At 55.8% G+C, this 24,893-nt stretch carries 27 protein-coding genes; 18 read left to right on the top strand and 9 right to left on the bottom strand.

All coding sequences use genetic code 11. The features are described from left to right. Window positions 1-158 precede the first annotated feature (158 nt). Window positions 159-830 carry an outer membrane protein gene (locus tag Q0835_RS15265; protein ID WP_298812419.1) on the bottom strand — a complete coding sequence of 224 codons (672 nt, stop codon included), beginning with the start codon at window positions 828-830 and terminating at the stop codon, window positions 159-161. Window positions 831-1,206: 376 nt separating this feature from the next. Here Q0835_RS15265 and Q0835_RS15270 point away from each other — a divergent pair, with 376 nt between their 5' ends. The 10 genes from Q0835_RS15270 to Q0835_RS15315 all read left to right on the top strand — a co-directional run bounded on the left by Q0835_RS15270 (window position 1,207) and on the right by Q0835_RS15315 (window position 11,129). Beyond that, window positions 1,207-2,223: a calcium/sodium antiporter gene (locus Q0835_RS15270; protein WP_298812422.1), complete on the top strand. Its 1,017-nt coding sequence runs from the start codon at window positions 1,207-1,209 to the stop codon at window positions 2,221-2,223. Between the two features lie 79 nt (window positions 2,224-2,302). Further along, the gene (gene uvrC / locus Q0835_RS15275; RefSeq protein ID WP_298962619.1) at window positions 2,303-4,264 is read left to right on the top strand and encodes an excinuclease ABC subunit UvrC; all 1,962 of its coding nucleotides are present in this window, start codon (window positions 2,303-2,305) and stop codon (window positions 4,262-4,264) included. Between the two features lie 170 nt (window positions 4,265-4,434). Then, window positions 4,435-5,982 (top strand): tetratricopeptide repeat-containing sulfotransferase family protein, encoded by a 1,548-nt coding sequence (locus Q0835_RS15280; protein WP_298962621.1) that lies wholly within the window; start codon window positions 4,435-4,437, stop codon window positions 5,980-5,982. A 78-nt stretch (window positions 5,983-6,060) separates the two neighbouring features. Next, window positions 6,061-7,170, top strand: coding sequence for an endonuclease/exonuclease/phosphatase family protein (locus tag Q0835_RS15285; RefSeq protein ID WP_298962624.1), 1,110 nt, complete (start codon window positions 6,061-6,063; stop codon window positions 7,168-7,170). Window positions 7,171-7,267: 97 nt separating this feature from the next. Continuing rightward, a complete protein-coding gene (locus Q0835_RS15290; RefSeq protein ID WP_298962627.1) occupies window positions 7,268-7,846 on the top strand; it encodes a thymidine kinase in 579 nt (192 codons plus the stop codon). Between the two features lie 121 nt (window positions 7,847-7,967). Further along, window positions 7,968-8,261, top strand: coding sequence for an HlyU family transcriptional regulator (locus Q0835_RS15295; RefSeq protein WP_298962629.1), 294 nt, complete (start codon window positions 7,968-7,970; stop codon window positions 8,259-8,261). Window positions 8,262-8,390: 129 nt separating this feature from the next. Beyond that, the gene (gene pgsA, locus Q0835_RS15300) at window positions 8,391-8,963 is read left to right on the top strand and encodes a CDP-diacylglycerol--glycerol-3-phosphate 3-phosphatidyltransferase (protein ID WP_298813190.1); all 573 of its coding nucleotides are present in this window, start codon (window positions 8,391-8,393) and stop codon (window positions 8,961-8,963) included. 51 nt (window positions 8,964-9,014) lie between these two features. After that, window positions 9,015-9,266, top strand: a complete 252-nt coding sequence (gene moaD, locus Q0835_RS15305; RefSeq protein ID WP_298812437.1) for a molybdopterin converting factor subunit 1 — start codon at window positions 9,015-9,017, stop codon at window positions 9,264-9,266. 3 nt (window positions 9,267-9,269) lie between these two features. Continuing rightward, window positions 9,270-9,734: a molybdenum cofactor biosynthesis protein MoaE gene (locus tag Q0835_RS15310; RefSeq protein WP_298812439.1), complete on the top strand. Its 465-nt coding sequence runs from the start codon at window positions 9,270-9,272 to the stop codon at window positions 9,732-9,734. Between the two features lie 99 nt (window positions 9,735-9,833). After that, window positions 9,834-11,129 carry a multidrug effflux MFS transporter gene (locus Q0835_RS15315; RefSeq protein ID WP_366142345.1) on the top strand — a complete coding sequence of 432 codons (1,296 nt, stop codon included), beginning with the start codon at window positions 9,834-9,836 and terminating at the stop codon, window positions 11,127-11,129. A gap of 30 nt (window positions 11,130-11,159) precedes the next feature. Here Q0835_RS15315 and Q0835_RS15320 read toward each other — a convergent pair whose 3' ends face one another. Then, window positions 11,160-12,236, bottom strand: a complete 1,077-nt coding sequence (locus tag Q0835_RS15320) for an alcohol dehydrogenase family protein (RefSeq protein ID WP_298962632.1) — start codon at window positions 12,234-12,236, stop codon at window positions 11,160-11,162. 67 nt (window positions 12,237-12,303) lie between these two features. On the opposite strand from Q0835_RS15320, the gene Q0835_RS15325 reads away from it, so the two are divergent. Further along, on the top strand, window positions 12,304-12,828 hold the full coding sequence (locus tag Q0835_RS15325) for a TetR/AcrR family transcriptional regulator (RefSeq protein ID WP_298962635.1): 525 nt from the start codon (window positions 12,304-12,306) through the stop codon (window positions 12,826-12,828). A gap of 107 nt (window positions 12,829-12,935) precedes the next feature. Here Q0835_RS15325 and Q0835_RS15330 read toward each other — a convergent pair whose 3' ends face one another. Then, window positions 12,936-13,838 carry a branched-chain amino acid aminotransferase gene (locus Q0835_RS15330; RefSeq protein WP_298962638.1) on the bottom strand — a complete coding sequence of 301 codons (903 nt, stop codon included), beginning with the start codon at window positions 13,836-13,838 and terminating at the stop codon, window positions 12,936-12,938. 244 nt (window positions 13,839-14,082) lie between these two features. On the opposite strand from Q0835_RS15330, the gene Q0835_RS15335 reads away from it, so the two are divergent. The 3 genes from Q0835_RS15335 to Q0835_RS15345 all read left to right on the top strand — a co-directional run bounded on the left by Q0835_RS15335 (window position 14,083) and on the right by Q0835_RS15345 (window position 16,800). Continuing rightward, a complete protein-coding gene (locus Q0835_RS15335; RefSeq protein ID WP_298962641.1) occupies window positions 14,083-14,640 on the top strand; it encodes a MarR family winged helix-turn-helix transcriptional regulator in 558 nt (185 codons plus the stop codon). Between the two features lie 37 nt (window positions 14,641-14,677). Further along, on the top strand, window positions 14,678-15,376 hold the full coding sequence (locus Q0835_RS15340; protein ID WP_298812451.1) for a response regulator transcription factor: 699 nt from the start codon (window positions 14,678-14,680) through the stop codon (window positions 15,374-15,376). A gap of 119 nt (window positions 15,377-15,495) precedes the next feature. Then, window positions 15,496-16,800, top strand: coding sequence for an ATP-binding protein (locus Q0835_RS15345; protein WP_298962905.1), 1,305 nt, complete (start codon window positions 15,496-15,498; stop codon window positions 16,798-16,800). Here the strand turns inward: Q0835_RS15345 and Q0835_RS15350 are convergent. From Q0835_RS15350 to Q0835_RS15375, 6 genes are all read right to left on the bottom strand, one after another. Then, on the bottom strand, window positions 16,743-17,543 hold the full coding sequence (locus tag Q0835_RS15350) for a DUF1194 domain-containing protein (RefSeq protein WP_298962644.1): 801 nt from the start codon (window positions 17,541-17,543) through the stop codon (window positions 16,743-16,745). The two genes, Q0835_RS15345 and Q0835_RS15350, sit on opposite strands and share 58 nt — an antisense overlap. Window positions 17,544-17,604: 61 nt before the next feature. Beyond that, window positions 17,605-17,946, bottom strand: coding sequence for a tRNA-binding protein (locus tag Q0835_RS15355; protein ID WP_298812457.1), 342 nt, complete (start codon window positions 17,944-17,946; stop codon window positions 17,605-17,607). An 82-nt stretch (window positions 17,947-18,028) separates the two neighbouring features. After that, window positions 18,029-18,730 carry a TetR/AcrR family transcriptional regulator gene (locus tag Q0835_RS15360; protein ID WP_298962647.1) on the bottom strand — a complete coding sequence of 234 codons (702 nt, stop codon included), beginning with the start codon at window positions 18,728-18,730 and terminating at the stop codon, window positions 18,029-18,031. Window positions 18,731-18,825: 95 nt separating this feature from the next. Continuing rightward, complete coding sequence (gene proC, locus Q0835_RS15365) at window positions 18,826-19,644, bottom strand: pyrroline-5-carboxylate reductase (protein WP_298962650.1); 819 nt, start codon at window positions 19,642-19,644, stop codon at window positions 18,826-18,828. Further along, window positions 19,641-20,141, bottom strand: a complete 501-nt coding sequence (locus tag Q0835_RS15370) for a YbjN domain-containing protein (protein ID WP_152500561.1) — start codon at window positions 20,139-20,141, stop codon at window positions 19,641-19,643. The genes proC and Q0835_RS15370 overlap by 4 nt, the downstream gene beginning before the upstream one ends. A 344-nt stretch (window positions 20,142-20,485) precedes the next feature. Further along, window positions 20,486-20,752, bottom strand: coding sequence for an accessory factor UbiK family protein (locus Q0835_RS15375; RefSeq protein ID WP_152500560.1), 267 nt, complete (start codon window positions 20,750-20,752; stop codon window positions 20,486-20,488). A 166-nt stretch (window positions 20,753-20,918) separates the two neighbouring features. On the opposite strand from Q0835_RS15375, the gene lgt reads away from it, so the two are divergent. The 4 genes from lgt to Q0835_RS15395 are packed head-to-tail and all read left to right on the top strand — an operon-like array spanning window position 20,919 to window position 24,826. Next, on the top strand, window positions 20,919-21,752 hold the full coding sequence (lgt, locus tag Q0835_RS15380) for a prolipoprotein diacylglyceryl transferase (protein WP_298962655.1): 834 nt from the start codon (window positions 20,919-20,921) through the stop codon (window positions 21,750-21,752). Then, entirely contained in the window at window positions 21,749-22,837 is a 1,089-nt protein-coding gene (locus tag Q0835_RS15385; RefSeq protein WP_298962658.1) for a class I SAM-dependent methyltransferase, read from the top strand. Before lgt ends, Q0835_RS15385 begins: the two co-directional genes overlap by 4 nt. Before the next feature lie 48 nt (window positions 22,838-22,885). Then, window positions 22,886-23,653, top strand: coding sequence for a peptidoglycan editing factor PgeF (pgeF, locus tag Q0835_RS15390; RefSeq protein ID WP_298812479.1), 768 nt, complete (start codon window positions 22,886-22,888; stop codon window positions 23,651-23,653). Window positions 23,654-23,668: 15 nt separating this feature from the next. Then, entirely contained in the window at window positions 23,669-24,826 is a 1,158-nt protein-coding gene (locus tag Q0835_RS15395; RefSeq protein ID WP_298962660.1) for a Xaa-Pro peptidase family protein, read from the top strand. Window positions 24,827-24,893 lie beyond the last annotated feature (67 nt).

Genomic DNA, 24,893 nt, shown 5'->3' on the forward strand with positions numbered 1-24,893 from the left:
AGGCACGGACATTGCCGCAGCATTTAGTACAATATCAGTCTAATACCATGGTTGTGGGGCTAAATTCTGAAAAGCTTGTAACCACTTGTAACCGCTTGTAACAAAGAACCCGGCACCTTCCGGCACCGGGTTGAATGCTGTCAATTCTGAAACGGGGCTTAGAACTTGTAGCCCAGTCCGAGGCGAACCTGTGAATTGCTGAAATCCGAGCTCACGCCGGTGCCGTTCAGGTTGAAATCCTGGCTGCCGAAATCTTGATAGGAATAGTCAAGGCGTGCGCTAACATTGTTGGTAATGGCTGCTTCACCACCCGCGCCCAAGGTCCAGCCGAGAGCCGTCTTGTTATCGCTGTCACCATTTCCGGAGAGTTCCAGATCGGCAATTGCCAGACCACCGGCGCCGTAAACCAGATAACGGTCGAAGGCATAACCGACACGACCGCGGATGTTGGAATTCCAGCTGGACTTGGATTCCAGGGTCAGGCCGCCATTCGTGCGTGAATCTTCAAGACTTGTGAGACTGAAGTCAGCTTCTGCACCGACGACCACATTTGGCGTGATCTGATAGTTGTAACCGGTGTAAAGACCACCGCTGATGCCATTCGCACTGGTGTCCAGGCTGGCGCTACCGCTGGTGTTGTTGTCGAAGTTTCCGAAAGCCCAGCCGAGATTGCCACCGACGTAAAGCCCGGTCCAGTCGATGCTCTGCTGTGGGGCAGGAACCGCCTCGTAGGCTGGTGCCGGCGATTGCGGCAGATCCGCAGCCCAGACCGGGGCGGTTCCAGCCGTTGCGGCAGTCAGGGCCAAGCCTGCAATTGCAAGACGTTTCATTGATGGTACTCCAGATCCACATATTCATATTTGGTGGTCAAAAACAGTCGACCACACGGAACAGAACGAGGTATTACCGCGTCCATACTCGCCCCCTGCGGTGAGATATGGAGAGCGTTTGTGGCGGATCAGGATTGAGAATTGGGAGTTTTGATGACAAATGGAGGCAACAATCTGGCACAATGAAAGTGCGGTTAACCGACTCGCAAATTGCAAGAGGGTGCCGGTAAAAATGACCTATCAGTCTGTTCAAAGATCCTTGTCCACGGCTTTCCCCGCCCCAATCTATTGCGTATAAGGCGCTCAACTGTAATTGAGCGCTCCTTCCCATTTGCCGCTCTCCGATGGCACGACCGACCCGAACCGGAACCTTTAGATGCTGTTTGACTACATAAGCCTTGCAGGCGGACTTGTTGTGCTGATTATCGCCGGCGATGTCCTGGTCAGGGGGTCCGTAGGTATTGCCCAGCGGCTTGGCATCCCAAATCTGGTCATCGGCTTGACGATTGTGGCGTTCGGCACCTCTGCTCCTGAATTGGTAATTTCGCTCAAGGCGGCACTCGAAGGAGCCGGCGGTATTTCCATTGGTAACGTCGTCGGGTCAAACATAGCCAACGTGCTGCTGGTGCTCGGCATGCCTGCCCTGATTGCGGCAACCCCATGCGGCGAGTCAGGAGCAACGAGAAACGCGCTCTTCATGGTCGCTGTGACCATCGTGTTCATCACATTTTGCTTCTTCACACCGATCGGTTTGCCAGAAGGTTTCATTCTCCTCATCTTGCTGGGTGCCTTTCTGGCTGCCTCGACGATGGTCGCCCAGCGACATCGCAAAGAACAGAAAGCCATTGCCGCCGCCGCGGCCGGCGCTGCCGTTGCAACGGGTCAACCCGACGAAGAAGACGATGCTCTGGACGATGTCGACGATGTGCCGGACTCGGTCTGGATCGCCGTTATCTACATTGTCCTTGGCCTGGTTGGATTGCCCTTGGGAGCGCATTTCACCATCGGCGGTGCCACCAGTATTGCAAGCGCCTGGGGCGTCAGCGAAGCCGTGATCGGTCTTACGATCATCGCACTTGGGACCTCACTGCCGGAACTGGCAACAACCGTCATGGCCGCGATCCGGCAGCACGGCGCAGTCGCCATCGGCAATGTCATCGGCTCGAACATCTTCAATCTACTGGCCATCATAGGCATCACGGCCGTTGTCGTGCCGATTGACGTTCCACCTGAAGTGCTCAAGCTCGATATCTGGGTCATGCTGGCCTGTGCGCTTCTCCTGACCGCTCTTGCCGGATTTCGGATTTGCCTCGGGAGAATCTCCGGCCTCGCCATGACGGCTGCCTATGTCTTCTATATTGCGACCGTCTATATGCTGGGCCACACCGCCTGATCTTTGCACGGCAAGTTTTCCAACCGAGCACAGCGCTGCGCCCCTTTCCCCGGGGCGGCAAGACGCATAAATATCTGACATGCAGCAAAAACCTGATTCTCAATTGCCGGATGAGATAGCCGAACCCGTGAAGAAGGGGGTCGACGTCATCGCAGATGAGGTAAAGCGCCTGCCCAATGGCCCAGGTGTTTACCGCATGCTGGATGAAGATGGTGAGGTTCTTTATGTCGGCAAGGCACGCAGCCTGAAGAAGCGTGTCACCAGCTACACACGCCTACAAGGTCAATCCAACCGGATCATGCGCATGATCTTGTCGACCGCGTCGATGGAATTTGTCGTCACGGAGACAGAGCCAGAAGCCCTTCTGCTGGAAGCCAATCTCATCAAGCGGCTTCGGCCGCGCTTCAACGTGCTGCTGCGCGACGACAAGTCCTTTCCCTATATCCTGGTGACCGGTGATCACGAATCCGCGGCAATCGTCAAGCACCGCGGTGCACGCAAACGCAAGGGCGACTATTTCGGTCCGTTCGCGTCCGCCGGTGCCGTCGACCGAACCATCAATGCGCTGCAGAAGGCCTTTCTGATCCGGACCTGTTCCGACAGTTACTATGAGAATCGGACCAGGCCCTGCCTGCAGTATCAGATCAAGCGCTGCGCTGGACCCTGCACTGGCGAAATCGATCAGGAAGACTATGCGGGTCTGGTTTCTGAAGCCAAGGCCTTCCTGTCCGGACGCAGCCAGCTGATCAAGAAACAGCTCGCGGAACAGATGGAAACCGCGTCGGCGGAACTGGAATTCGAAAGAGCCGCCATCTATCGGGACCGCCTGTCGGCGCTGTCCCATATCCAGGCGCATCAGGGCATCAATCCGCAATCCGTGGAGGAAGCTGATGTCTTCGCCATCCACCAGGAAGGCGGCCAGAACTGCGTTCAGGTTTTCTTCTTTCGCACCGGACAGAACTGGGGCAACAGGGCCTATTTCCCAAAAGCAGACAAGTCTCTGGAAGAAGCCGACATCCTGGAGAGCTTTCTTGCCCAGTTTTACGACGACAAGCCGGCACCGAAACAGATCCTGCTGTCACACAGGCTGACGGAACAGGAACTCCTGTCTGAAGCCCTGTCGGAGCGCACCGGTCGCAAGGTTGATGTCGCAACGCCCCAGCGCGGCGAAAAAAGGGAGCTTGTGGATCATGCGTTGACCAATGCACGCGAAGCGCTCGGGCGTCGCCTCGCGGAAACCTCAAGCCAGGCCCGGCTTTTGAAGGGCGTGGCGGAAGCGTTCGACCTGAAAGCACCACCACGTCGCATCGAAGTCTATGACAATTCTCACATCATGGGCACAAACGCGGTTGGTGGCATGATCGTTGCCGGTCTTGAAGGTTTCACAAAAGGCCAATACCGCAAATTCAACATCAAGTCCGAAGACCTGGTTCCAGGCGATGACTACGGCATGATGCGTGAGGTTCTGATGCGCCGCTTCTCGCGTCTTCTCAAGGAACATGCCCGCGAAAGTGCCAAAGACGTGCACGACACGGTGCAGAATGGCGATACCAACGACGACGACATCGATGCTCCCGCCGCTTCCGAAATGCCCGCCTGGCCTGACCTGGTGTTGATTGATGGTGGTCAGGGTCAACTGACGGCCGCCAGGGAAACGCTGGAAGAACTCGGTATTAGCGACGTTCCGCTTGTTGGCATCGCAAAGGGTCCTGACCGGGACGCGGGACGCGAGAAGTTTTTCATCCCCGGCAGGCAGTCCTTCATGCTGCCAGAAAGGGATCCGGTGCTTTATTTCGTTCAGCGTTTGCGTGACGAAGCGCACCGCTTTGCGATCGGCAGTCACCGGGCACGGCGCAAGAAAGATATCGTGAAGAACCCGCTTGATGAGATCGCCGGTATCGGCCCAACCCGAAAGAAGGCCCTTCTGACCCACTTTGGAACCGCAAAGGCCGTCTCCAAAGCCGGACTTGATGATCTGGCAGCCGTTCCAGGAATTTCCGAAGCGATGGCCCGTCTGGTTTATGACCATTTTCACGAATAGCGGTGACTCAAGCCACCGCTCTCGTCTTGCCGCCTTCTTCGCCCGGCGCGTTTCGGGCATTTTATTCCGTAAACTCAGCTGCTAGAAGCGGCTGACTTCCAAACCCGGGAAATCCGGCCCCCAACATTCCCGTAACTGCGCAGCTATACGCGCCAAGCCCAGAAACGAAGATGTCTCAATATACGATCGACCGCGCTTTCAAGCTGATAGACAGCCAAAAATTTGCCGAAGCGATGCCCTTGTTGATCGATCTTCATGATCAGGATCCAACAAATGCCAGGGTCAATTATGGCCTTGGCCTGGCTTACCTGTTCTTCGGGCAACCAGGACGCGCCGTGCCACACCTTGCGTCCGCTGCCAAGGCCGCCAAAAAAGAAGCTGCCGTTCATACGACCCTAGCCAGTGCGCTGAACCTGAATGCGCAAAGTGAGGAAGCCCTGGCTCCAGCCCGCAAGGGTGTCGCGCTCGACGGCAAGTCGGAATACACGCAACGGGTCCTTGGACAGGTCTACGCCGACCTGCGCAAGCCGGTCATGGCCAAGCAGGCATTTGAGCGGGCTTTGAGCGCGGAACCAAAATCCGCCAGATCACAACTCGGCCTCTACGAAGTTGAAAAAAGCCTCGGCCACTCTGAAACGGCCGAAGACTGTCTCCATGCTGCTTTCGGTCTGTCCCCAGACGACCCGCTTGTGCTTGTGTCTGCAGCCAATTCGTCTGACGAAACCCTTAGAGAAAATGTCCTGACAAGGATCGAACGCATCTTGAGCACTGTGCCGGAAGGTGCCGCTCATCCCGAGATAGCAAAACTCTCATTCGCTGCCGGCAAAATCTTGGACGACCGCCAGGACCTCGAAAAAGCATTTCACTATTTCGACAATTACCGTGCGGGTCTTTACCGAGGCTATCAGCCGGAACGCTACGAATGGTTCGTCCAAACCTGCAAAACGGTTTTCACCGGCGATTTCTTCAAAAGCCGCGAAAACTTTGCTCTTTCCAGTGCGCGACCTGTCTTTGTCGTCGGCATGCCGCAATCCGGCTCGCCTTTGATAGAGAAGATGGTTTCCAGCCATCCTGATGCAGCAGCTGCCGGCGAGGTTCCCGTATTTCTGCAAGCCATTGGAGAGTTTACCAAGGGACAACCTCACGGACCTGCCCTGTTCGATCATGCTCTCGCACTCGACAAGCGAACCGTGCAGCGCATTGGCCGAAAGTATCTAGCTAGCCTGGACAAGCTCGACAGAAGGTCCCGTCTGATGGTCGATGCCACACCGCTCAGCTTTGAGTATCTTTGGCTGCTTGCCCTGCTCTTTCCCAATGCTTCCTTCGTTCACACAACAAGATCAGCAGCCGACACCTGCCTTGATCTGTATAGGACGCCCCTACCTGCAGAGCACACCTACAATACCGATCAGACGTCACTCGGGCACTACCACGGTCAACAACTTGACTTGATGGATCATTGGCAGAACGTGCTGCCTGTTAAGCTTCTTGAACAGTCTTTTGAGGCTCTTGTGGCCGATCCAAGATCCGAAGGCCAGGCCCTTATCGGTCACCTGGGCCTGACATGGCATGACGACTGCCTCGCACCTTTTGGCAAAGACGGTCGGGAGGGGTCCGTGAAAACTAGCGAGAACAAGCTGCCGACGCCAGCCAAATGGGAAGACTATAGGTCTCAAATTCAGCCATTGTTGAAAGCGCTTGAGCGTTCTTCAGCTTGAAGGGTGACAATCAGCAATCCATAGACAGATGCCGTGCGGTCTCTAGTATCGCCGGATGAACGCCGGACATTTACCCTGATGCAGCAACAAGAACCAGAAACGCGCAGATCGCTGACTCGAGCGGCCATATCGCTGATCGGTTGGTGCGGCCTGCTTGGAGCCTTGACCGTCTGCTTCATGGGACTATCCACATTCGTCGCGCCTGATTTCTGGTTTGCCGACAACATGAGCTTTTTCCTCACGCAATACCTCATGGCAGGTCTCGCCGGCGTGATCGGCGGGCTGCTTGGATTGTTTGTCAGCCATCGCTTCAAGCTGCTCTATAGGTTTTTCTGGCTCCTATCATTGGCCGCCTTCGCAGCACTTGTAGCACTGACCTCCTCTCGCACTCAGGCAAACACGGTCTCACCAACGCCATTGGCAGATGGCAGACAGCCGCTCAAGATAATCTCCATCAACATCGAGCATCTCTTTTTGGGCGATGAGGTTCTCACTTCATTTCTCGAAAGGGAAAACGCCGACATCGTCGTCATGCAGGAAGTTCTCTGGTGGCTGCAGGAGCGCAGATGGGAGCGGCTCGGTCTTACGGTAGGCAGCACAGGCCAAAACGGATTTCCGGAACACTTGCAAATCGGAGAGCTTGGCGGATTGGCGGTCTACTCGCGTTTCCCGATCCTGAAGGCCGTAACGAAAGTCATACAAGGAAAACTGCCGGCAGGCGCAAACGTCTACTACGACGCGGATCGTGAATTGCTTTCATTGACGCTGGATACAGGCGACACCCCCCTGCAGCTGGTGGTCATTCATCCTGATAGCCCGCGGACCGAACCCCGGTGGCAGAACAAGCGGGACTATCTCGATGAGTTGGACGAGGTCATAGAACGCCTACGCAATGAAAACTCCGGACACATCCTGGCAATCGGAGACTGGAACAGCTCGCCCTGGTCGGGCCGTTTCCAGGAAACGCTCATCGCCAACAAATTGGCGACAGCCTATCCAGGCGGCTGGCCACGAAATACGCGTTTCTTTTTCGACTATCGCCTTCACAAGATCCTGGGAGCCCCGGTTGATCAGTTTGGCGCATCTTCTGATCTCCAGGTCGTCGACGTAACGCTTGGGCCTGACATCGGATCCGACCACCTTCCGCTGATTGTCGAACTCGGCCTTGTCGAACCAGGCCCTGATTGAGCGATAAGCTGTGACCTAATCCTGAAAGTATTTGAGGCTTTGCCTCCGATTGGGAACACTGCGAACGACAATCAACCCGATTCCCGATCTTTGGCTCATGGCAAAACTCTATTTCAACTATTCCTCGATGAATGCTGGCAAGTCGACAGTGCTGCTGCAGGCTGCCTACAATTACGAGGAACGCGGCATGAACACTCTCCTACTGATAGCTGCCTTCGACGATCGTGGCGGCAAGGGCAAGATTGCCTCGCGTATCGGACTTGCGGCAGAGGCTGACGTTTTCTCTTCGGCTGACGATGTTTTCTTCCATATTTCCAAGGCGCGTGAGGCAGGCAAGCTGGATGCGGTTCTGGTAGATGAAGCCCAGTTTCTGACCGAAGAACAGGTCTGGCAACTGGCCAGGGTCGCAGATCAGCTCCGCGTTCCGGTCATGTGTTTCGGTCTGCGCACGGATTTTCAGGGCAAACTCTTTCCAGGAAGCGCAGCGCTTTTGGCGCTCGCGGACAATCTGAAGGAAATCAAGACAATCTGCTGGTGCGGCCGCAAGGCGACGATGGTCGCGCGGCTTGATGAAAACGGCAAAATTCTCGAAGAAGGTGATCAGGTCGTCATTGGCGGAAACGAAACCTATGTCTCCCTTTGCCGGCACCACTGGACGCAAAGGGCACTTGGCTAGTTTAGATTAAGCCTCATGAAGCTACGCAGTCATCGAACCGGGCCCAACAACCAATAGAGCCCTTGCACCCCATTCCAGCCCCTCGTAAAAGGGAAGAAAGCAAGTCAGGAGTGGGCCCAAGATGCTTGGCAAGATGTTCAAATCGCTGTTCTCGTCGTCCGGCGAAGGTAAGGCGAAAAGCAGTTCGAAAGCCACCACTGTGCAGCACGATGCCTTTCGGATCGTCGCTACGCCGCAATCGAACAACGGTCAATGGCAGGTGTCCGGCCGGATTGAAAAAGACTTCGGCGAGACCACCAAAGTGCATACCTTTATCCGGGCAGACACGATGCCCGACGAGGAGGGCGCTGCCAGAGAGATGGTGCGCAAAGCCAAAATGATGATTGACCAACTAGGCGATAGCATATTCGATTGAAACCGGTAGAAGGTTTCCCGAGGCACTCGCGTTAGAGTAATTATTGGGGCGCTGAGCTGAATGTCCGGAGAAGAAAGACGACACGCGTCTTCCTATCCTGGCTTCAAGCGCCCGCATCTGAAAGCCGATATGAAACGAAACGTTGTTCTGAGCCTGCCCAATCTATTGACCTATGGTCGCATTCTGGCGGTTCCGGCAGTCGTGGCCTGTTTCTATTTTGAAGGCAACACGTCCCGCTGGATCGCCTTGGCTCTTTTTGTGGTTGCGGCGATTACCGATTTTTTTGACGGCTATCTAGCAAGAGCCTGGCAACAGCAATCCGCGCTCGGCCGCATGCTCGACCCGATCGCCGACAAATTGCTCGTGTCCGTTTGCCTGCTGATGCTTGCAGCGGACGGTACAATCGGTGGCTGGTCACTGGTTGCGGCCATCATTATTTTGTGCCGCGAAATTCTGGTTTCCGGGTTGCGGGAGTTTCTTGCCGAACTGCAAGTCAGCGTTCCAGTCACGCAGCTAGCTAAATGGAAAACCACGGTCCAACTGGTCGCAATTGCATTCTTGTTGGCCGGACCGGCAGGCGATTCTGTATTGCCGGGAACTACGTTTGTCGGCTTGATTGCACTTTGGCTGGCTGCCACACTGACCCTATATACCGGCTATGACTATTTTCGGGCCGGCATCGGCCATCTCATTACGGAGTGACTGGCAGGTCAGGTCCGGAATTTTGAAAACAGCCACTTTATCGAGGAACTAATGAACATCCGCTATTTCGCATGGGTTCGCGAACGGGTCGGCCTTGAAGAAGAAACCATTGAGGTGCCAGCCTCCGTCAAGACAGTGGCAGACCTGATCGGGCACCTGAAATCGCTGGACGAAAATCATGCTGCGGCGTTTGAAGAAGAGGACGCGATCCGGGTCGCCCTCGATCAGCTTCATGTGGAGGTCGATGCAGAACTCGGCAACGCACGGGAAGCCGCGTTTTTTCCGCCGATGACAGGCGGCTGAACAATGAAGGTCACGCCGGTTGTTCGCGTTCAATCAGAAGATTTCGATGTTCAATTGGAGTCCCGTGCTCTTGCCGAGGGCCGCAAGGATGTTGGAGCGCTGGTGACGTTTACCGGATTGTGCCGCGATGAAGCAGGCACCCTGAGCGCTCTTGAACTGGAACATTATCCCGGGATGGCCGAAGCGGAGCTCACGCGGATCGCTGAGCAGGCAGTGCAACGCTGGCCGCTGACGGGACTGACTGTGGTTCACCGCTTTGGCAAGATACCGCCAGGTGAAAACATTGTTCTGGTCGTCTCGGCTTCGGCACATCGACGCGCCGCGTTCGAGGCTGCCGACTTCCTGATGGATTATCTGAAGACCCGCGCGCCTTTCTGGAAAAAGGAACACCTGGTGGACGGAGACAGCGGTTCCTGGGTCGAAGCAAAATCGGGAGATGAGGACGACGCTGCACGCTGGTCTTCGTGACAAACTCCAGCTTTCGTTCTATCGCTACCACCGGCTGACAAATCCCGCTATACAATTCAGACCATTGGCCTCCTGCCTTCAATATTGGTTCCAACACCCGTGAAACAGCACAGTGACTCATCAGACGCCGCAATTGGCGGCAATACGGCTTCGGAACCGAAGGACGGTTCGAGCGAGGTCGTCCGGGAAACTGGCATTCCGTTCATAGAGTTCGTGACCATCATCGCAATGATCATGGCGCTGAACGCGATGGCAATCGACGTCATGCTGCCCGCTTTGCCCGCCATAGGCGATGCCTTGCAGATCGTTGAGGAAAACAATCGCCAACTGGTACTGCTGTCATATTTGATCGGTTTCGGAGGCGGTCAGCTTTTTTTTGGTCCGGTCACGGATTCCTTTGGTCGGCGCAAGGTGCTGGTCAGCGGGCTCGCCGTTTATAGTGCCGCCAGCATAGCAGCCATCTTCGCACAGAACCTCGATCAGCTTCTGCTGGCGCGTGTGCTTCAGGGACTTGGCTGCGCCGCCGCAAGGGTCGCCGCCCTCTCCGTTGTGCGCGATTGTTATACCGGCCGGCGCATGGGCAAGGTCATGTCGCTTGTCATGATGGTTTTCATGGCTGTGCCGGTTGTCGCGCCATCCGTCGGACAGGCTATCTTGTTGTTGGCAGGGTGGCGCTGGATTTTTATCCTGTTGCTTCTTGCAGGCCTTGCCATGCTGGTATGGACCGGTCTCCGCCTGCCGGAAACATTGCCGGGTGAAAAACGTCGACCCATGGTGTTCTCGCACATTGTCGACGCATATGGCCTGGCGCTGAAAACACGGGTTTGCCTGGGTTATACTGTTGGAATGGCGTTCATATTCGGCGGTCTTTTTGCTTTCCTGGCAATGTCACAACAGATCTTCGTCGACGTATTCGGCCTCGGAAAACTGTTTCCGATCGTCTTCGCCGCCATAGCGATTGCCATGGCAATCGCTTCCTTCACGAATGCCCAGCTTGTCGAGGCAATCGGCATGCGCCGTCTGTCTCACGGTGCAGCAGTCTTCTATACCTCGCTCGGTCTGGTGATCTTTCTCATGTCGGCATTGGGTTTCGAAAACCTGTGGCTGTTTCTGATCTGCGCAAGCCTTGTGATGATGTCCTTCGGCTTTCTTGGGGCAAATTTCAACGCCATGGCGATGGAGCCGCTCGGTGCGATAGCCGGAACGGCATCGTCTGTCATCGGCTTCATCAGCACCTTGGGGGGCGCAATACTCGGATACATAATGGGCCAGCTGTTCGACGGCACAACCCAACCTCTTGGACTGGCCTATACGGTCTACGGCCTGTGCGCGATCGGTTGCATCCTTTACGCAGAACGCGGACGGATGTTTCACGCGCTGGAACGCAAAGCTTAGCCGCGCCGCAGGCAATGCCTCTAAGACGGCTCACTGCCTGACTTTGATTCCGATCTTGCCGACAAACGACTTTGCTTGAAAGCTCTCCTGCGCTTTGCGGATATCTTTCAGGGCAAATGTTTTGGCGACAATGGGCCGAATTTCACCGGCCTCTATGTAGCCAACCAGATCCGTGAAAATGTTGGCCGGCTGAAAGGTGCTGCCGAGGAGAGCTAGATCGCGCAAATAGAGCGTCCTGAGATCCAGCTCGACGATCGGTCCTGCGATCGCACCTGAGGTGACATATCGCCCGCCGTTGCAAAGCGACGCGACGACATCGTCCCAACGCGACCCTCCTACGAGGTCAAGCGCTACATCAAACGCACGGCTCGGCAATTCAGCATCCCGGTCGAGTGTCTCATCTGCACCAATGTCTTTAAGCGCAGTTGCCTTGGAGGCACTCGTAAGAGCGGTCACATGTGCCCCGCGACGTTTTGCGAGTTGGATCGCAGCTGACCCGACGCCACCGGACGCGCCGGTGATCAGCACTCTTTCAGCCCCAAGACCACATCGCTGGATCATGCCTTCAGCTGTTGAAAATGCGCAGGGAAACGTGGCCAATTCGATATCGCTCAGGTCGGAAACGACGGTGATCGCATCCATTGAACGGGTCTTGGTATACTCAGCGAAGCCGCCGTCATGTTCAGATCCAAAAGTCTGGACCGCCGGTTCATCACTTTCAGCATCAACCGCCTGCATCGACCGCACGAGAACCCGCTCGCCTATGCGTTCTTCAGAAACGCCCACACCGACAGCGACGATTTCACCGCAACAATCGGCCCCTTGAACACGCGGAAAGGAAAGCGGCGTTCCGGACCAGCTGCCATCGGTGTCCGCATCCGCGCCGTAGCCTCCGGTTGCCCCGGAAGCGGTGTCGCCACGAACGCTTTTGGAATACCAGCCGGTGCGGGTGTTCACGTCGGTGTTGTTAACTGACGACGCTCCAACCCGGATCAGCACTTCGCCCTTTTCAGGAACCGGCACCGTCAAGTCTTCCCGCCACTCCAGCTTTTCCGGTCCACCGTGACCGGTCAGGACGATACCACTCATCTTTTGCGGAATATTCACGCTGCCACCTCATGTAGAATGATCATTCTACTTGCTCATGTAGAACGATCATTCTACATAGTCAACCATGACATCCACATTCACCAAGATAGCGGCAGGACTGGAGCGGGTTTTCGCCGAGAACGGCTTTGCCGCACCCAGTGTCGGTGAGTTGCGGGACGGAGCTGGTGTCAGCCTTCGCACACTCTATAAATACACGCCCTCCAGGGAAGAAATGGTCTATGCCGCTCTTGAGCACCGGCATCAGCGGTACATGGATTTGATCTTCGCAGAGCTCCCGGAAGACCCAGTGGAAGCACTCGGCACGATATTGGATCGGGTCGGTCTCTGGATGCGGACGGAATCAACGCGTGGCTGTCTGTTCCATGCAGCCGTTGCCACCGCTCCTCAGGACCGGCGCCTCATTCAGCTGCTAAATGATCACAAGATGGAAGTTGCCAAACGAGCTGCACAGGCCGTTGAGCTGGAAGGCAAGGAAATTGAACTGTCCCTCATAATGGAGGGGCTGACACAGTCCTGGTCACTTTATGGGGCTCAGGCGGTCGAAAATGCCAAGAAGCTAGGCGAAGGGCTGAGAAGCACACAGCATTGATCGAATGAGAACTGATTGCCGCTAAAGAAAACGCCCAGAAACAAAGCCGGGACGCAAAAAAGGCGGGTCTAAAACCCGCCTTGTGCATTGAAGCCGCGTTGACGAGATCAGCCGGCAACGGCTTTCAGCGAAGGCGCTTCCGGGCGCACAGCGGTATCATAGTCTTCCATTAGGTTCTTGATGATATCGCCGACCTGGAACTGGTGACCGGCGATTTCCGACACAGGCGTGACTTCGGCGGCTGTTCCGGTGACAAAGCACTGTTCAAAGCCGGACAGTTCGTCCGGCAGGATCGACCGTTCAATCACTTCGATACCCCGGTCTCTCGCAAGGCCGATCACCGTGCGTCGTGTGATGCCGTCGAGAAAACAGTCCGGCGTCGGGGTGTGGATCTTGCCATCCTTGATGAAAAAGACATTTGCACCGGTCGCCTCGGCAATCTGTCCTCGCCAGTCCAGCATCAACGCGTCTGCATACCCTTTGGATTCGGCGGCATGCTTTGAAATGGTGCAGATCATGTAGAGGCCAGCGGCTTTGGCCTTGTAAGGCGCGGTCTGCGGATCGGGTCGGCGGTAGTCCGCCATATCAAGACGAATGCCCTTCAATCGCTCTTCCGGCGCAAAATAACTGGGCCATTCCCAGGCCGCAATGGCCAGGTGAATGGTGTTTTTCTGCGCAGAGATCCCCATCATTTCGCTGCCGCGCCACGCAACCGGGCGGATATAGGCATCGACCAGGTTCATGCGGGCAAGGGTTTCTTCCTTGGCGGAGTTGATCTGCTCGGCGGTCCAGGGAATGTCGAAACCCAGCATTCCGGCGGAGGCCAAAAGGCGTTCGGTATGTTCTTCAGACTTGAAGATCCGGCCGCCATAGGCCCGCTCGCCCTCAAAAACACTGCTGCCATAGTGCAGCCCATGGCTCAGGACATGGAGCTTTGCGTCCGACCAGGGCACGAAGGTGCCGTCGTACCAGATATCACCACTGAGCTGATCAAAAGGCTTCCCAGCCATCTTCCATCTCCCGCCCGCTCTTTGAGCGAATATTGTTGTCCTTGTGCAGAGGTAAATAACGCCAATGACTTGCGCTCTTTTTACCGCTGTATTTTTTGCACAGCACGCCTACTATCGGTATCCTGATGTCCGCTGCGATCTTGATCGGATTCGTTTAGCATCTGATGCGTAAAAAAGCATCTAAAAGACCGATCATTTCGTTCGCGGTGGCTAACAAGTAACAATCGACCAGAATTAAGTCAATATGACTGACGTAAATTTCAAATCGACACTTTCTTCTGTGTCCCGCGAGGAACACGGGGCCAAGTCCGGAGACCGAGATCAAAGGGGCGATGAAAGTCTGCCTTACGATCTCATCGAGCTTTTGTTCTTTGCCTACCGTGAATTTACCGGCGATCCGGATGACGTGCTGGCGAAGTTCGAGTTTGGCCGAGCCCATCACAGGGTCTTGCATTTTGTGGAGCGCAACCCCGGCATTATGGTCACCGACCTGCTCGGCATTTTGAAGATCACAAAGCAGAGCCTCGGACGGGTTCTGAAGCAACTGGTTGACGCGGGCATCATCGAGCAACGTGAAGGCCATCACGATCGTCGCCAACGCCTTTTGTTCACAACCGATCAGGGCCATGCGCTGGCCGTTGAACTGACCCGGCTGCAGCAACAGCGCCTTGAACGTGCCCTAATTGGATTGCCAGATGGAAGCAACGAAGTTATCCGCAAATTCCTGTTGCAAATGATTGATCCAGAAGCCCGCGCAGACATCCTGAAGCTCGTCCGGACGCCCCACGACTTGCTGGACTAATTGAGACCAAATGCCAATCGGAGCGAAGACAACCGCAATGAATGTTCAGGTCCCGGACGACAACGCCAACCACATTCTTCTAGTCGATGACGACAATCGCATCAGGGATCTCCTGTCCAGGCTGTTGAAGGAGAACGGTTATCGGGTTTCTGCCGCAGCAAATTCCGCCGAAGCACGCCAATGTCTGTCGGGATTGGAGTTCGACCTGATCATCCTTGATGTCATGATGCCCGGCGAAACGGGGCTGGAACTTGCCGGTGCCTTGCGGGAAGACTCGGAAGTTCCGATCCTCATGCTGACCGCCCGTTCAGAGGCGAATGATCGCATCGCGGGCCTTGAAGCCGGCGTTGACGACTATCTTTCAAAACCTTTTGAGCCACGAGAACTGATGTTGCGGATTGCCGCAATTCTGCGTCGAGGCAGCCAGCAACCGGTCGTAGCGCAGGAGGAAATCCGCTTTGGTCCGTTCTCTTACAATGCGTCGCGCGGCGAGTTGAAAAACGGCGATGCCATGGTTCGACTGACGGATCGTGAAAAACAGATCCTGTCGATCTTTGCCGAACAACCTGGGGCAACCGTACCACGCCACAAGATCGTCGGCGATGAAAGCGGTCTGGGTGAACGTACGGTCGATGTGCAGATCAATCGCCTCCGGCGCAAGATAGAATCCGACCCGGGAAATCCGATCTATCTGCAGACGGTGCGAGGGATTGGCTACCGATTGGCATGCGACTGAAACGCGCCCAGATGGATTTCACCTCCCTCTTGCGTCGCCTGCCCTCAGCTGATCGGCTGAAGCCATTGATCGCGCCGTTCAAACCCTTCGTTCACGTCTACAGCTCGGTTTCCAGGTTTATGTACCGGGTAATGCCCAAGGGGCTGTTCACGCGGACATTCCTGATCATCGTCGCACCGATTGTGATCTTGCAGTCGGTGCTGGTGTTCGTTTTCATGGAACGCCACTATCAGCTTGTGTCACGGCGCATGTCGGAGGCGGTCGTGCGAGAAATCGCAGCCGTTGTCTATGTCCTGGAAAACTACCCTCAGGATCCGAACCACCTCAAGATCGAGGAAATGTCCGCCCGGGCGCTTGGCATGTCAATCACGATCCTGCCTCTGGAACCCTTGCCGCCGCCGACGACGAAACCGTTCTTCGATGTCATCGATCAGGAACTCAGTCTTGCGATCAGCCAACGGATCGGCAAACCGTTCTGGATTGATACGGTCGGACGATCTCGTTTCGTCGAGATCCGCATTCAGCTGGAAGACTCGATCCTTCGTATTTTCACCCGCCGCAGTCAGACCTACGCGTCCAATTCGCACATTTTCCTTGTCTGGATGTTCTCAACCTCACTGGTCCTGGTGTTCATCGCACTTTTGTTCTTGCGCAATCAGATCAGGCCGATCATTCGCCTGGCCAATGCTGCCGAAGCGTTCGGCAAGGGACGTCCGGTTGAAAACTTCCGCGCCAGCGGCGCCCGTGAAGTCCGGCGTGCGAGCGTGGCCTTTATCGATATGCGCCGCCGGATCGAGAGGCAGATCGAGCAGCGAACCACAATGCTCGCCGGTGTCAGCCATGACCTTCGCACGATCCTGACCCGCCTGCGCCTTCAGCTTGCCTTTCTCGGCAACACACCGGAAAGCGACGCAATGCGCAAGGACGTCGATGAGATGAGCAATATGCTGGAAGATTATCTCGCCTTTGCCAGAGGGGATGGCGACGAGGATATCCAGGTAACCGACATTGCGATCTTGCTGGAAGAGCTCGAAGAAGAAGCTGAGATTTCCGGACAATCCGTGACAATCCGCTTTAACGGCCCGTCGGATGTTGAAATCAGGCGACTTGCCATGAAGCGCTCGCTGGCCAACCTCGTGACCAATGGATGCAAATATGGCGCCCGCGTCGAGGTCGAAGGCCGCATTGCCAACGGTTGGCTGACAATTACCATTGATGACGATGGGCCCGGAATTCCACCGGATCAGCGTGAACTCGCCTTCCGCGCGTTCCATCGACTGGATCTTGCCAGAAACATGGATGAAACCGGCAGCGGCCTCGGTCTTGCCATTGCAAGGGACATTGCCCGTTCGCATGGCGGTGATATTTATCTGGAAGATTCCCCGCTGGGTGGTCTACGAGCAAAACTGCGCGTCCCTGCGTGACCTAAGTCGCCTGACCGCAGATCGGCGAAACCGAGACCCATGATTTCCCGCACAAGTTTGCGAACCATGCCTTCGGTATAGTCCTCATAGGTGTTGATCGGTTGGGCAAAAGCGCCCGGGCCCGTGATGACCTTGTTGACGAAATACCGGAAGGTTCTCTCTTCCTTTCGGATGACCAGCGCATTGACGGTTACATCAGAGAAATCGCGGGTCGCGTAAGCGACAAACGGATCGTCGCCCTCGTTGTTGATTCCATCCGCCGACACGTCGATAACTTGTCGGTCGCAGCGCTCCGGAGCTGTCGACAGAACATCAGTTGCATGAACGAGCGCCGCGCCGAGCGACGTCATGAATTCTCTATGGTCGCGTGTTGTGGCCAGTATCGCATCGCCGGCTGCAGAGATACTTGTTTCATCGGAAAGATATCTCCAGTCGAGCAGTGTGTTCTGCTGGTAGCGCCCACTCCACTCAAAACTGTGCAACCAAATACCACCGACGGCCTCAATCGCCTTGATGACATCTGGATGCTTGAGGGCAATCGCAATTCCGGACTGTTGCAGCTCGTATTCTTCCTCGGTGATACTTGCTGAAACATCCACTGCCAGGACCAGAGCCAAAGAGCAGGCCCTGGCCGCTGAAGCAGGAAACAAAAGGAAGACCAGCAGAACCATCGGCCGGAGTGCTATTTGAGCCGGAGACAACCCCGGCACGTCGCACGCCGCTTTCCTGATCAGATGGGACATGGGGCCGCCGGATGACCTTTCTCTGGATTCGCACGCGGTTGTTCGAGCCGAAAACCAAATCCTAATAGAGACGACCGCCTATGGGAACGCCCTTGTCCGGTGTGAGAAGCACGACCTCACCTTCATCATCCGGCACACCCAGTGTCAGCACTTCCGACATGACCGGCCCAATCTGGCGCGGCGGGAAATTGATCACCGCCATCACCAGTTTTCCAACCAGTGTCTCGGGTGTGTAGTGTTTGGTGATTTGTGCAGAGGTCTTTTTAACGCCGATTTCAGGCCCGAAATCGATCTTCATTTTGTAGGCCGGTTTTCGGGCTTCGGGAAACTCTTCGGCTTCTATTATACGGCCGACGCGTATATCGACTTTCAGGAAATCATCAAAACTGATCTGGTCGCTCACGAAAGGATCCTTTCATTTCGCAAGCGACCTTGTCCGGTCAGTTCGGCTATTGCAAGTCAGTTTCCATCTTGTTGCTGCGGTTTCAGGCTCCTGCCGGTGCTTCATCAGCAAAGTCGACGCCGTCTTCATCCGTTTCTTCGCTGCGCTTCCGCCGATGGTTGCGGCCCTGGGAAGCCTTTCTCAAGAACGAGCGCATCTTCTTGGCGGCACGTTCCACGCCCTTAAGACGTTTCATGAACGAAGTCCCCTTGTCGAGTTCCTTGTCCAATTTCGCCATTGTCCGGGGCATGCCTTCGTCTGCTTCATCCAACCAGACATCAAGAACACGGGCAAACGCAATAGAAAGTCCCTGCGCCACCACCGTTGCCTTTACCCCTGACACATCAATGCCAGCGGCAATCAGCATCCATTTTTGAGACCGCACTTCGAGCGCATTGAAATCCAGTGCAAGCGCCGGGTCTTGTTGCGCGGCCGCCCTCAAGGCCCTAATGGTTTCCTTGTATTCATCCAGCGTGTCGATCCGTGTCATCAGGACGTCGAACAGGCGGTCGCGGGGCGGTTGATCGCCCATGTCCTCATCCCGTTCTTCCAGGACGATGGTATCGATCTGTTCATAGAACGCAGCAACCAGCTTGAGCTTCGATGCATATGCGCTGCGCATGTCCGACAATTTGACCTTTGCCTCTTCAGCAAGCAATGGGAGCGACACGTCGTCGTATGGATGTGTCTCCAGCAGCTTCAGAAAGGTCTTCAGGATCTTCTGTTTGGTCTTTGCGGTCGCCATGAATGGGCCTCCAGTTTCCTTCGTATCTGAAAGATAGGAGGCAAAGGCGTCCACGAAAAGGGTGACCCCGCGCCGCAGGGCCATTTAGACGAGGATTATTCAGCCAGTTCCTTGGCCCGCCGGATGGCAGCTGCAACTGCATCAGTCATGACAGGCTGCAGCCCTTCAGCGTGCATCAGCACGTCAAGAGCCGCTGCCGTTGTGCCATTCGGACTGGTGACATTCCGGCGAAGCAGCGATGGATGTTCACCCGTCTGGTGCATCAATTCACCGGCGCCGCAGACGGTGGCAACGGCCAGTTCCTGGGCAATATCATCCGGCAGCCCTGCTGCCTTTCCCGCTTCACAGAGCGCCTCAGCCAGGAAAAACACATAAGCGGGGCCGGAGCCGCTGACCCCGGTCACAAGATCTATCTGATCTTCCGCATCAAGCCAGACAACCTTGCCGACTGACGACAGCAGCTTGGTCACATCCGCTCTTTGTGCATCGGTGACTTCCTGCGTTGGAAACACAGCAGTGATCCCGCGCTGGACCATTGCGGGCGTGTTCGGCATGCAGCGGCAAATTGGAACCTTGCCGAAATACTGCTGGAATTTGGAGACAGGTGTGCCAGCTGCGATGGAAAGCACAAGGGTGTTTGCGTCAACGATCGTTTTAAGCTGCGGTAGAACCTGATCCATCAACTGAGGTTTGACGGCGACCAGCACGATCCCGGCCGTCAGGTCAGCCGGAGCAGCGGCCACATGGCGTACGCCATGTTTGGCAAGCATTGCGCTAATCTCATCGGAAAGGTTGGGATCGGCGACGACAATCGAAGCGGGATCAACTCCCTCTGCCAGCCACCCCGACAACATTGCCCCGCCCATCTTGCCGGCTCCGACGAGAAGGAAAGGGCGATCTTTGGAAAAACTCATGCTTCTCCTGCGGTTTCAAACAATGCCGAGTTCATCGCCTCGGAGGCCGAGTACCCGGCCCAGACAACGAACTGGAAGGCTTGATAGAAACGTTCGCAGTTTTCAAGTGCATTTGTCAGCATTGCTTCAATTTGCGCTGAAGATGCCTCAGCTCCACCGGACAAAAGCAGCGACTGGCGGAACATAATGACGTTCTCTTTATGCCAGAGATCGAAATGCCCCATCCAGAGCTGTTCGTTCACCATGGCGAGCAGCCGGAGAACTTCCGTCTTGCGCGGTTCGGTGACCTTGAGGTCGAATGCACAGGCAAGATGCAGGGCCTCAACCTCTTCCATCCAGGAAAAGGACACATGGTAGTCGCACCAACTACCTCCAAGGGAAATGGTTATTTCGTCCTCGTCCGACCGCTCAAAGGTCCAGTCATTCAAGGCCGCGACAGTCTCGATGGTATCGACGGGATTGCCAGGTCGCTCGAATTCGATCTCGATGAGGCTCATGATGCCTTCTCCCCTTTCGAGCCGGGGCCGAATACCCGATCACAATAACCGGGGGGGCCGCCGGGAAATGTCCCATGCCGGGGGAGCAAAACGCGTCCTTGATGGCCCTTTAGATCGAACCGGTTCCGTCTTGCTCCGACGAATCCCTGTTATCTTTGAGTATAGGATCAGGAATGATTTAAGCGATACATACCAACTGATCCGGAAAAGCCGAAACTTGTGGACGACGCCGCAAGAATTTTGATCACACTGCTCAAAAACACTGCAATTCTGCCGAGTGTAAGCGTCGTATTTCTGTCATTCACAATTAACAGAAATCGCTCACATCAACGTTAGAACTCAGTTCAGGCGTCGGCAGAAGGGTCCGAACCCGGATTTTCAAGCTTTGCGAGGCGCGATTCGAGCTCTTCAACCTTGTCGAGTGCCCGGGTCGCCATTTCCTTGACCGCTTCATGTTCTTCGCGAGAGACGACGTCCATTTCCGAAAGAAACCGCTCGGCCTGTGCACGAAACGCTGTTTCAACTTCGCGGCGCGCGCCCTGGGCGACACCGGCTGCGTCTGTCATCAGCTTGGCAAAATCGTCAAGAACTCGGTTTGGGCCTTGGGTCATCGGACCCTCCTATGTGCGGTTGAGGCGAATAGGTGACACGTATGAGGGAATGCGGGCAACTTCAAGAACCAATTGCGCCGCACCCTGTGTCTTGACGAGGACGGCAAGATCCGCCAAGCGTTGCGACTGGCTTTGCCCGTTCCGGATCTTGCCCTAAGGATTTACCGTGCCGCCCTTATTGGTTTTGCCGTTTCCCGCAATCGACCCAGTTATCTTCGAGGTCGGCCCTTTCGCACTGCGCTGGTACGCCCTGGCTTATATTGTCGGCATCGTTCTGGCTTGGCGGTACATGCGCATTCTCGCTCAAAACGAGCAGCTTTGGTGCAACCAGAAGCGACCGAGCCCTTTGGATCTCGATGATTTCGTTCTTTGGGGAACGCTCGGGATCATCATTGGTGGCCGTTTGGGGTATGTGTTTTTTTACAATCCCGCCTATTACCTTGCCAATCCGGCCGAAGCTATTGCCATCTGGAGTGGCGGCATGTCCTTTCACGGCGGCTTTGCCGGAACTGTCATTGCCATGATCCTGTTCGCCTGGCGCCGGGGGCTGTCCGTCTGGACGCTCTTCGATCTGGCGGCCTGTGCAGCGCCGATCGGCCTGTTTTTCGGGCGGGTAGCAAATTTCATCAATGCGGAGCTCTGGGGACGTCCAACAGATGTGCCCTGGGCCTTTGTCTTTCCCGGAGCTGGTCCGGAACCGCGCCACCCAAGCCAGCTCTATGAAGCTGCTCTGGAAGGTGTGGTCCTGTTTCTCGTGCTGCGTGTCTTAAGCCATCGGTTTGCGCTTTTGAAGAAGCCCGGCTTCCTGGCTGGAGCCTTCGCATGCGGCTACGGCATCGGTCGTTCAATTGTTGAGTTTTACCGTGTGCCGGATGCTCATATCGGCTATTTCGGCGGGTTCCTGACAATGGGGATCGTATTGTCGCTGCCAATGATCCTGGCAGGCATCGTCGCCATGGTCTGGGCATCACGCAACAGGGCCGAGGCCACCGTTTCGTGACGGATTTGAAAGACAGACTGAAAACGCGCCTTGCGGCAGAAGGTCCGATTTCCGTCGCCGAATACATGCGGGTATGTCTCAGCGATCCTGAAGCTGGCTACTACACGACCCAAAACCCATTTGGCCGGGACGGAGACTTCATCACCGCTCCGGAAGTCAGCCAGATGTTTGGAGAACTGATCGGTGCTGTCTGCCTTGCCGCATTCGATGCGATGGGTTCGCCTGCCGATGTTCAATTGGCAGAAATAGGACCCGGCCGGGGCACACTGATGGCTGATGTTCTGCGCATGGCATCGCTCCGACCAGACTTCCTTGAAGCTGCCTGCCTGAACCTGGTGGAAACAAGCCCGCGGCTTCGCAAAATCCAACAGGAAACACTCTGCGGCGGCCCGCTTCAGCCCACTTTCAGATCCGCTTTTCAGGAGCTACCGGACGGCCCCCTCCTGCTGGTCGCCAATGAGTTTTTTGATGCGCTGCCCATTCACCAATTTATCAAAACCGCTGACGGCTGGCGAGAACGCCAGATCGGTCTGTCTGATACCGGAGATCTCATGTTCGGGGCAGGAACTGCCCGTCTTCCAGACGACGCGGTGCCACATGATTTGATTGCAGCTCCCGAAGGCGCGATCGTCGAAACTCAGCCAACTGCAAATGCGATTGCCGAAGAGATCGGCACGCGTCTCGCAGATCACGGCGGCGCTGCCCTGATCATCGACTACGGTTATCTGAAGACCACAGCGGGGGACACGCTGCAAGCGGTCTACCGACATGCCTTCGATGACGTATTGGTCCATCCCGGTGAAGCCGACCTCACAGCTCATGTCAATTTCGAGGCGCTTACCGCCAGTGCAATCAAGGGTGGTGCCTTTGCTCTCTCGCCCATGAAACAGGGTAATTTTCTAGTCAGCGCAGGACTTTTGGAACGCGCAGGAACCCTGGGAGCCGGCAAATCACAAGCTGAGCAGGAACGGATCCGCGACGACGTGGAACGCCTGGCAGCTCCCGATCAAATGGGAGACTTGTTCAAGGTGCTTGCAATCACAGGACAGGAAATTTCGTTCCCACCATTTGACAGCGCAGTTTGAAGACTCCAAGGATTTGGAATTCGAATCTTTCCCATACCGGAGCAAAGCATGAGACTTGAAGCAACGGAGTTGCAGCTGGAAGGGTTGAACCACGGATTCTTCACGCGGCAAGGCGGTGTTTCCGGCGGTATTTATGACAGTCTCAACATCGGCCTTGGCTCTGATGATGACCGTGACAGCGTTCTTGAAAACCGCCGCCGCGTTGCGAAGGAAATGAACGTCGAAATCATCAACTTACTCGCGCCCTATCAAATCCACTCACCAGACGTGATTTCAGTCGCGACACCGTGGCAAGACGGGGCGGATCGCAAGGCGGATGCCCTGGTCACACGCACGCCCGGCCTGGCAATCGGCATATCCACCGCTGACTGCGGCCCCATTCTTTTCGCCGACCCGGAGGCTCGGGTTGTTGGCGCTGCCCATTCGGGATGGAAGGGAGCCGTAACTGGCGTTTTGCAAAACACTGTTTCGGCCATGGTGGATCTCGGCGCTTCCCCCTCTGGCATCACCGCCGTACTCGGACCCGCCATTTCTCAGTCGGCCTATGAAGTCGGACCGGAATTCAAACAACGCTTCCTTGAAGCAGATCCGGCAAACGAAAGCTACTTCATACCGTCTGAGAAAGCCCAGCACTTCATGTTCGATCTGCCGGCCTATATCGGCGACACGCTCAAAGGGCTGGGACTTGCAAAGGTGGCCAACATGGACCTTTGCACCTACGCCGACGAAGACAGGTTTTATTCTTACCGTCGCACAACGCATCGCGGGGAGCCGGACTACGGCCGCCAGATCAGTGCAATCGTTCTGACGCGATAAACTGGATAAAGGCTCATGGCACTTCATTTTTCCGACGCAGAATTCAAATCCCGTCTTGAGAAACTTCACGCAACAATGGAGGCGGAGAAGCTCGACGCGATGCTTTTGTTCGCGCAGGAGAGCATGTATTGGCTCACCGGCTACGACACCTTCGGCTATTGTTTCTTCCAGTGCCTCGTCGTTACAAGCGACAACCGTATGGTGCTTCTCACACGCTCGGCCGATGAGCGGCAGGCCAAACACACGTCCAACATACCCGACATCCGGATCTGGATTGACCGGGGGTCGGCTAGTCCAGTGTCGCAGCTGAAGGAAATGCTGTTTGACATGGATCTTCTGGGAAGCCGCATCGGCATCGAGTACGACACGCACGGAATGACCGGCAAGATTGCGCTGCAGATAAATGAAGAACTGTCGACCTTCGCGGACATTCGAGATGCTTCCCCGCTGATACCCGAACTGCGATCGGTCAAGAGCCAGGAAGAGATCGTCTATGTCCGAAAGGCCGCTGAACTGGCCGACAAGGCGTATCTGGCAGGGCTTGACGAAATTCGGCCGGGCGCCGACGAGGGCCGCGTCCTGGCCGCCATGCAGGCAACAATTTTCGAAGGTGGAGGCGACTATCCGGGCAACGAGTTCATCATCGGCTCAGGTCGGGACGCCCTGCTGTGCCGCTACAAGGCGGGTCGCCGGGTGCTTGAAGCCCAGGATCAGATCACGCTTGAATGGGCTGGCAGCTATCGCCACTATCACGCGGCACTGATGCGAACCGTGGTCATCGGTACACCGAGCGACCGGCATCAGGAAATGTACCTTGCCGCGCGCGAAGCGTTGGCAGCGGTTGAAACGCAACTCGTTCCGGGCCGGACGTTCGGTGATGTCTTCGACGCTCACGCAGAACGGATCGACAGTCATGGCATGATGCCGCACAGGCTCAATGCCTGCGGCTATTCTTTGGGGGCAAGGTTCACCCCGAGCTGGATGGACACACCCATGGCCTACAAGTCCAATCCGGCGGAAGTCAAAGAGAACATGGTGATCTTCATGCACATGATCTTGATGGATTCCATATCCGGAACAGCCATGACCCTTGGCCAGACTTACCTGACAACACAGGACGCTCCGGAAAGCTTATCCACGCTGCCTCTCGACCTGCCGGTCAAGTCAGGCTAAACCAAGGACAAATCTGCGGCCCGGTTCTTTCTTTGCGATTCTCGTGAAGGGCCTGCATCCACGGTAA

The organism is uncultured Roseibium sp. (genome assembly GCF_947499295.1).
Taxonomy (GTDB): Bacteria; Pseudomonadota; Alphaproteobacteria; order Rhizobiales; family Stappiaceae; genus Roseibium.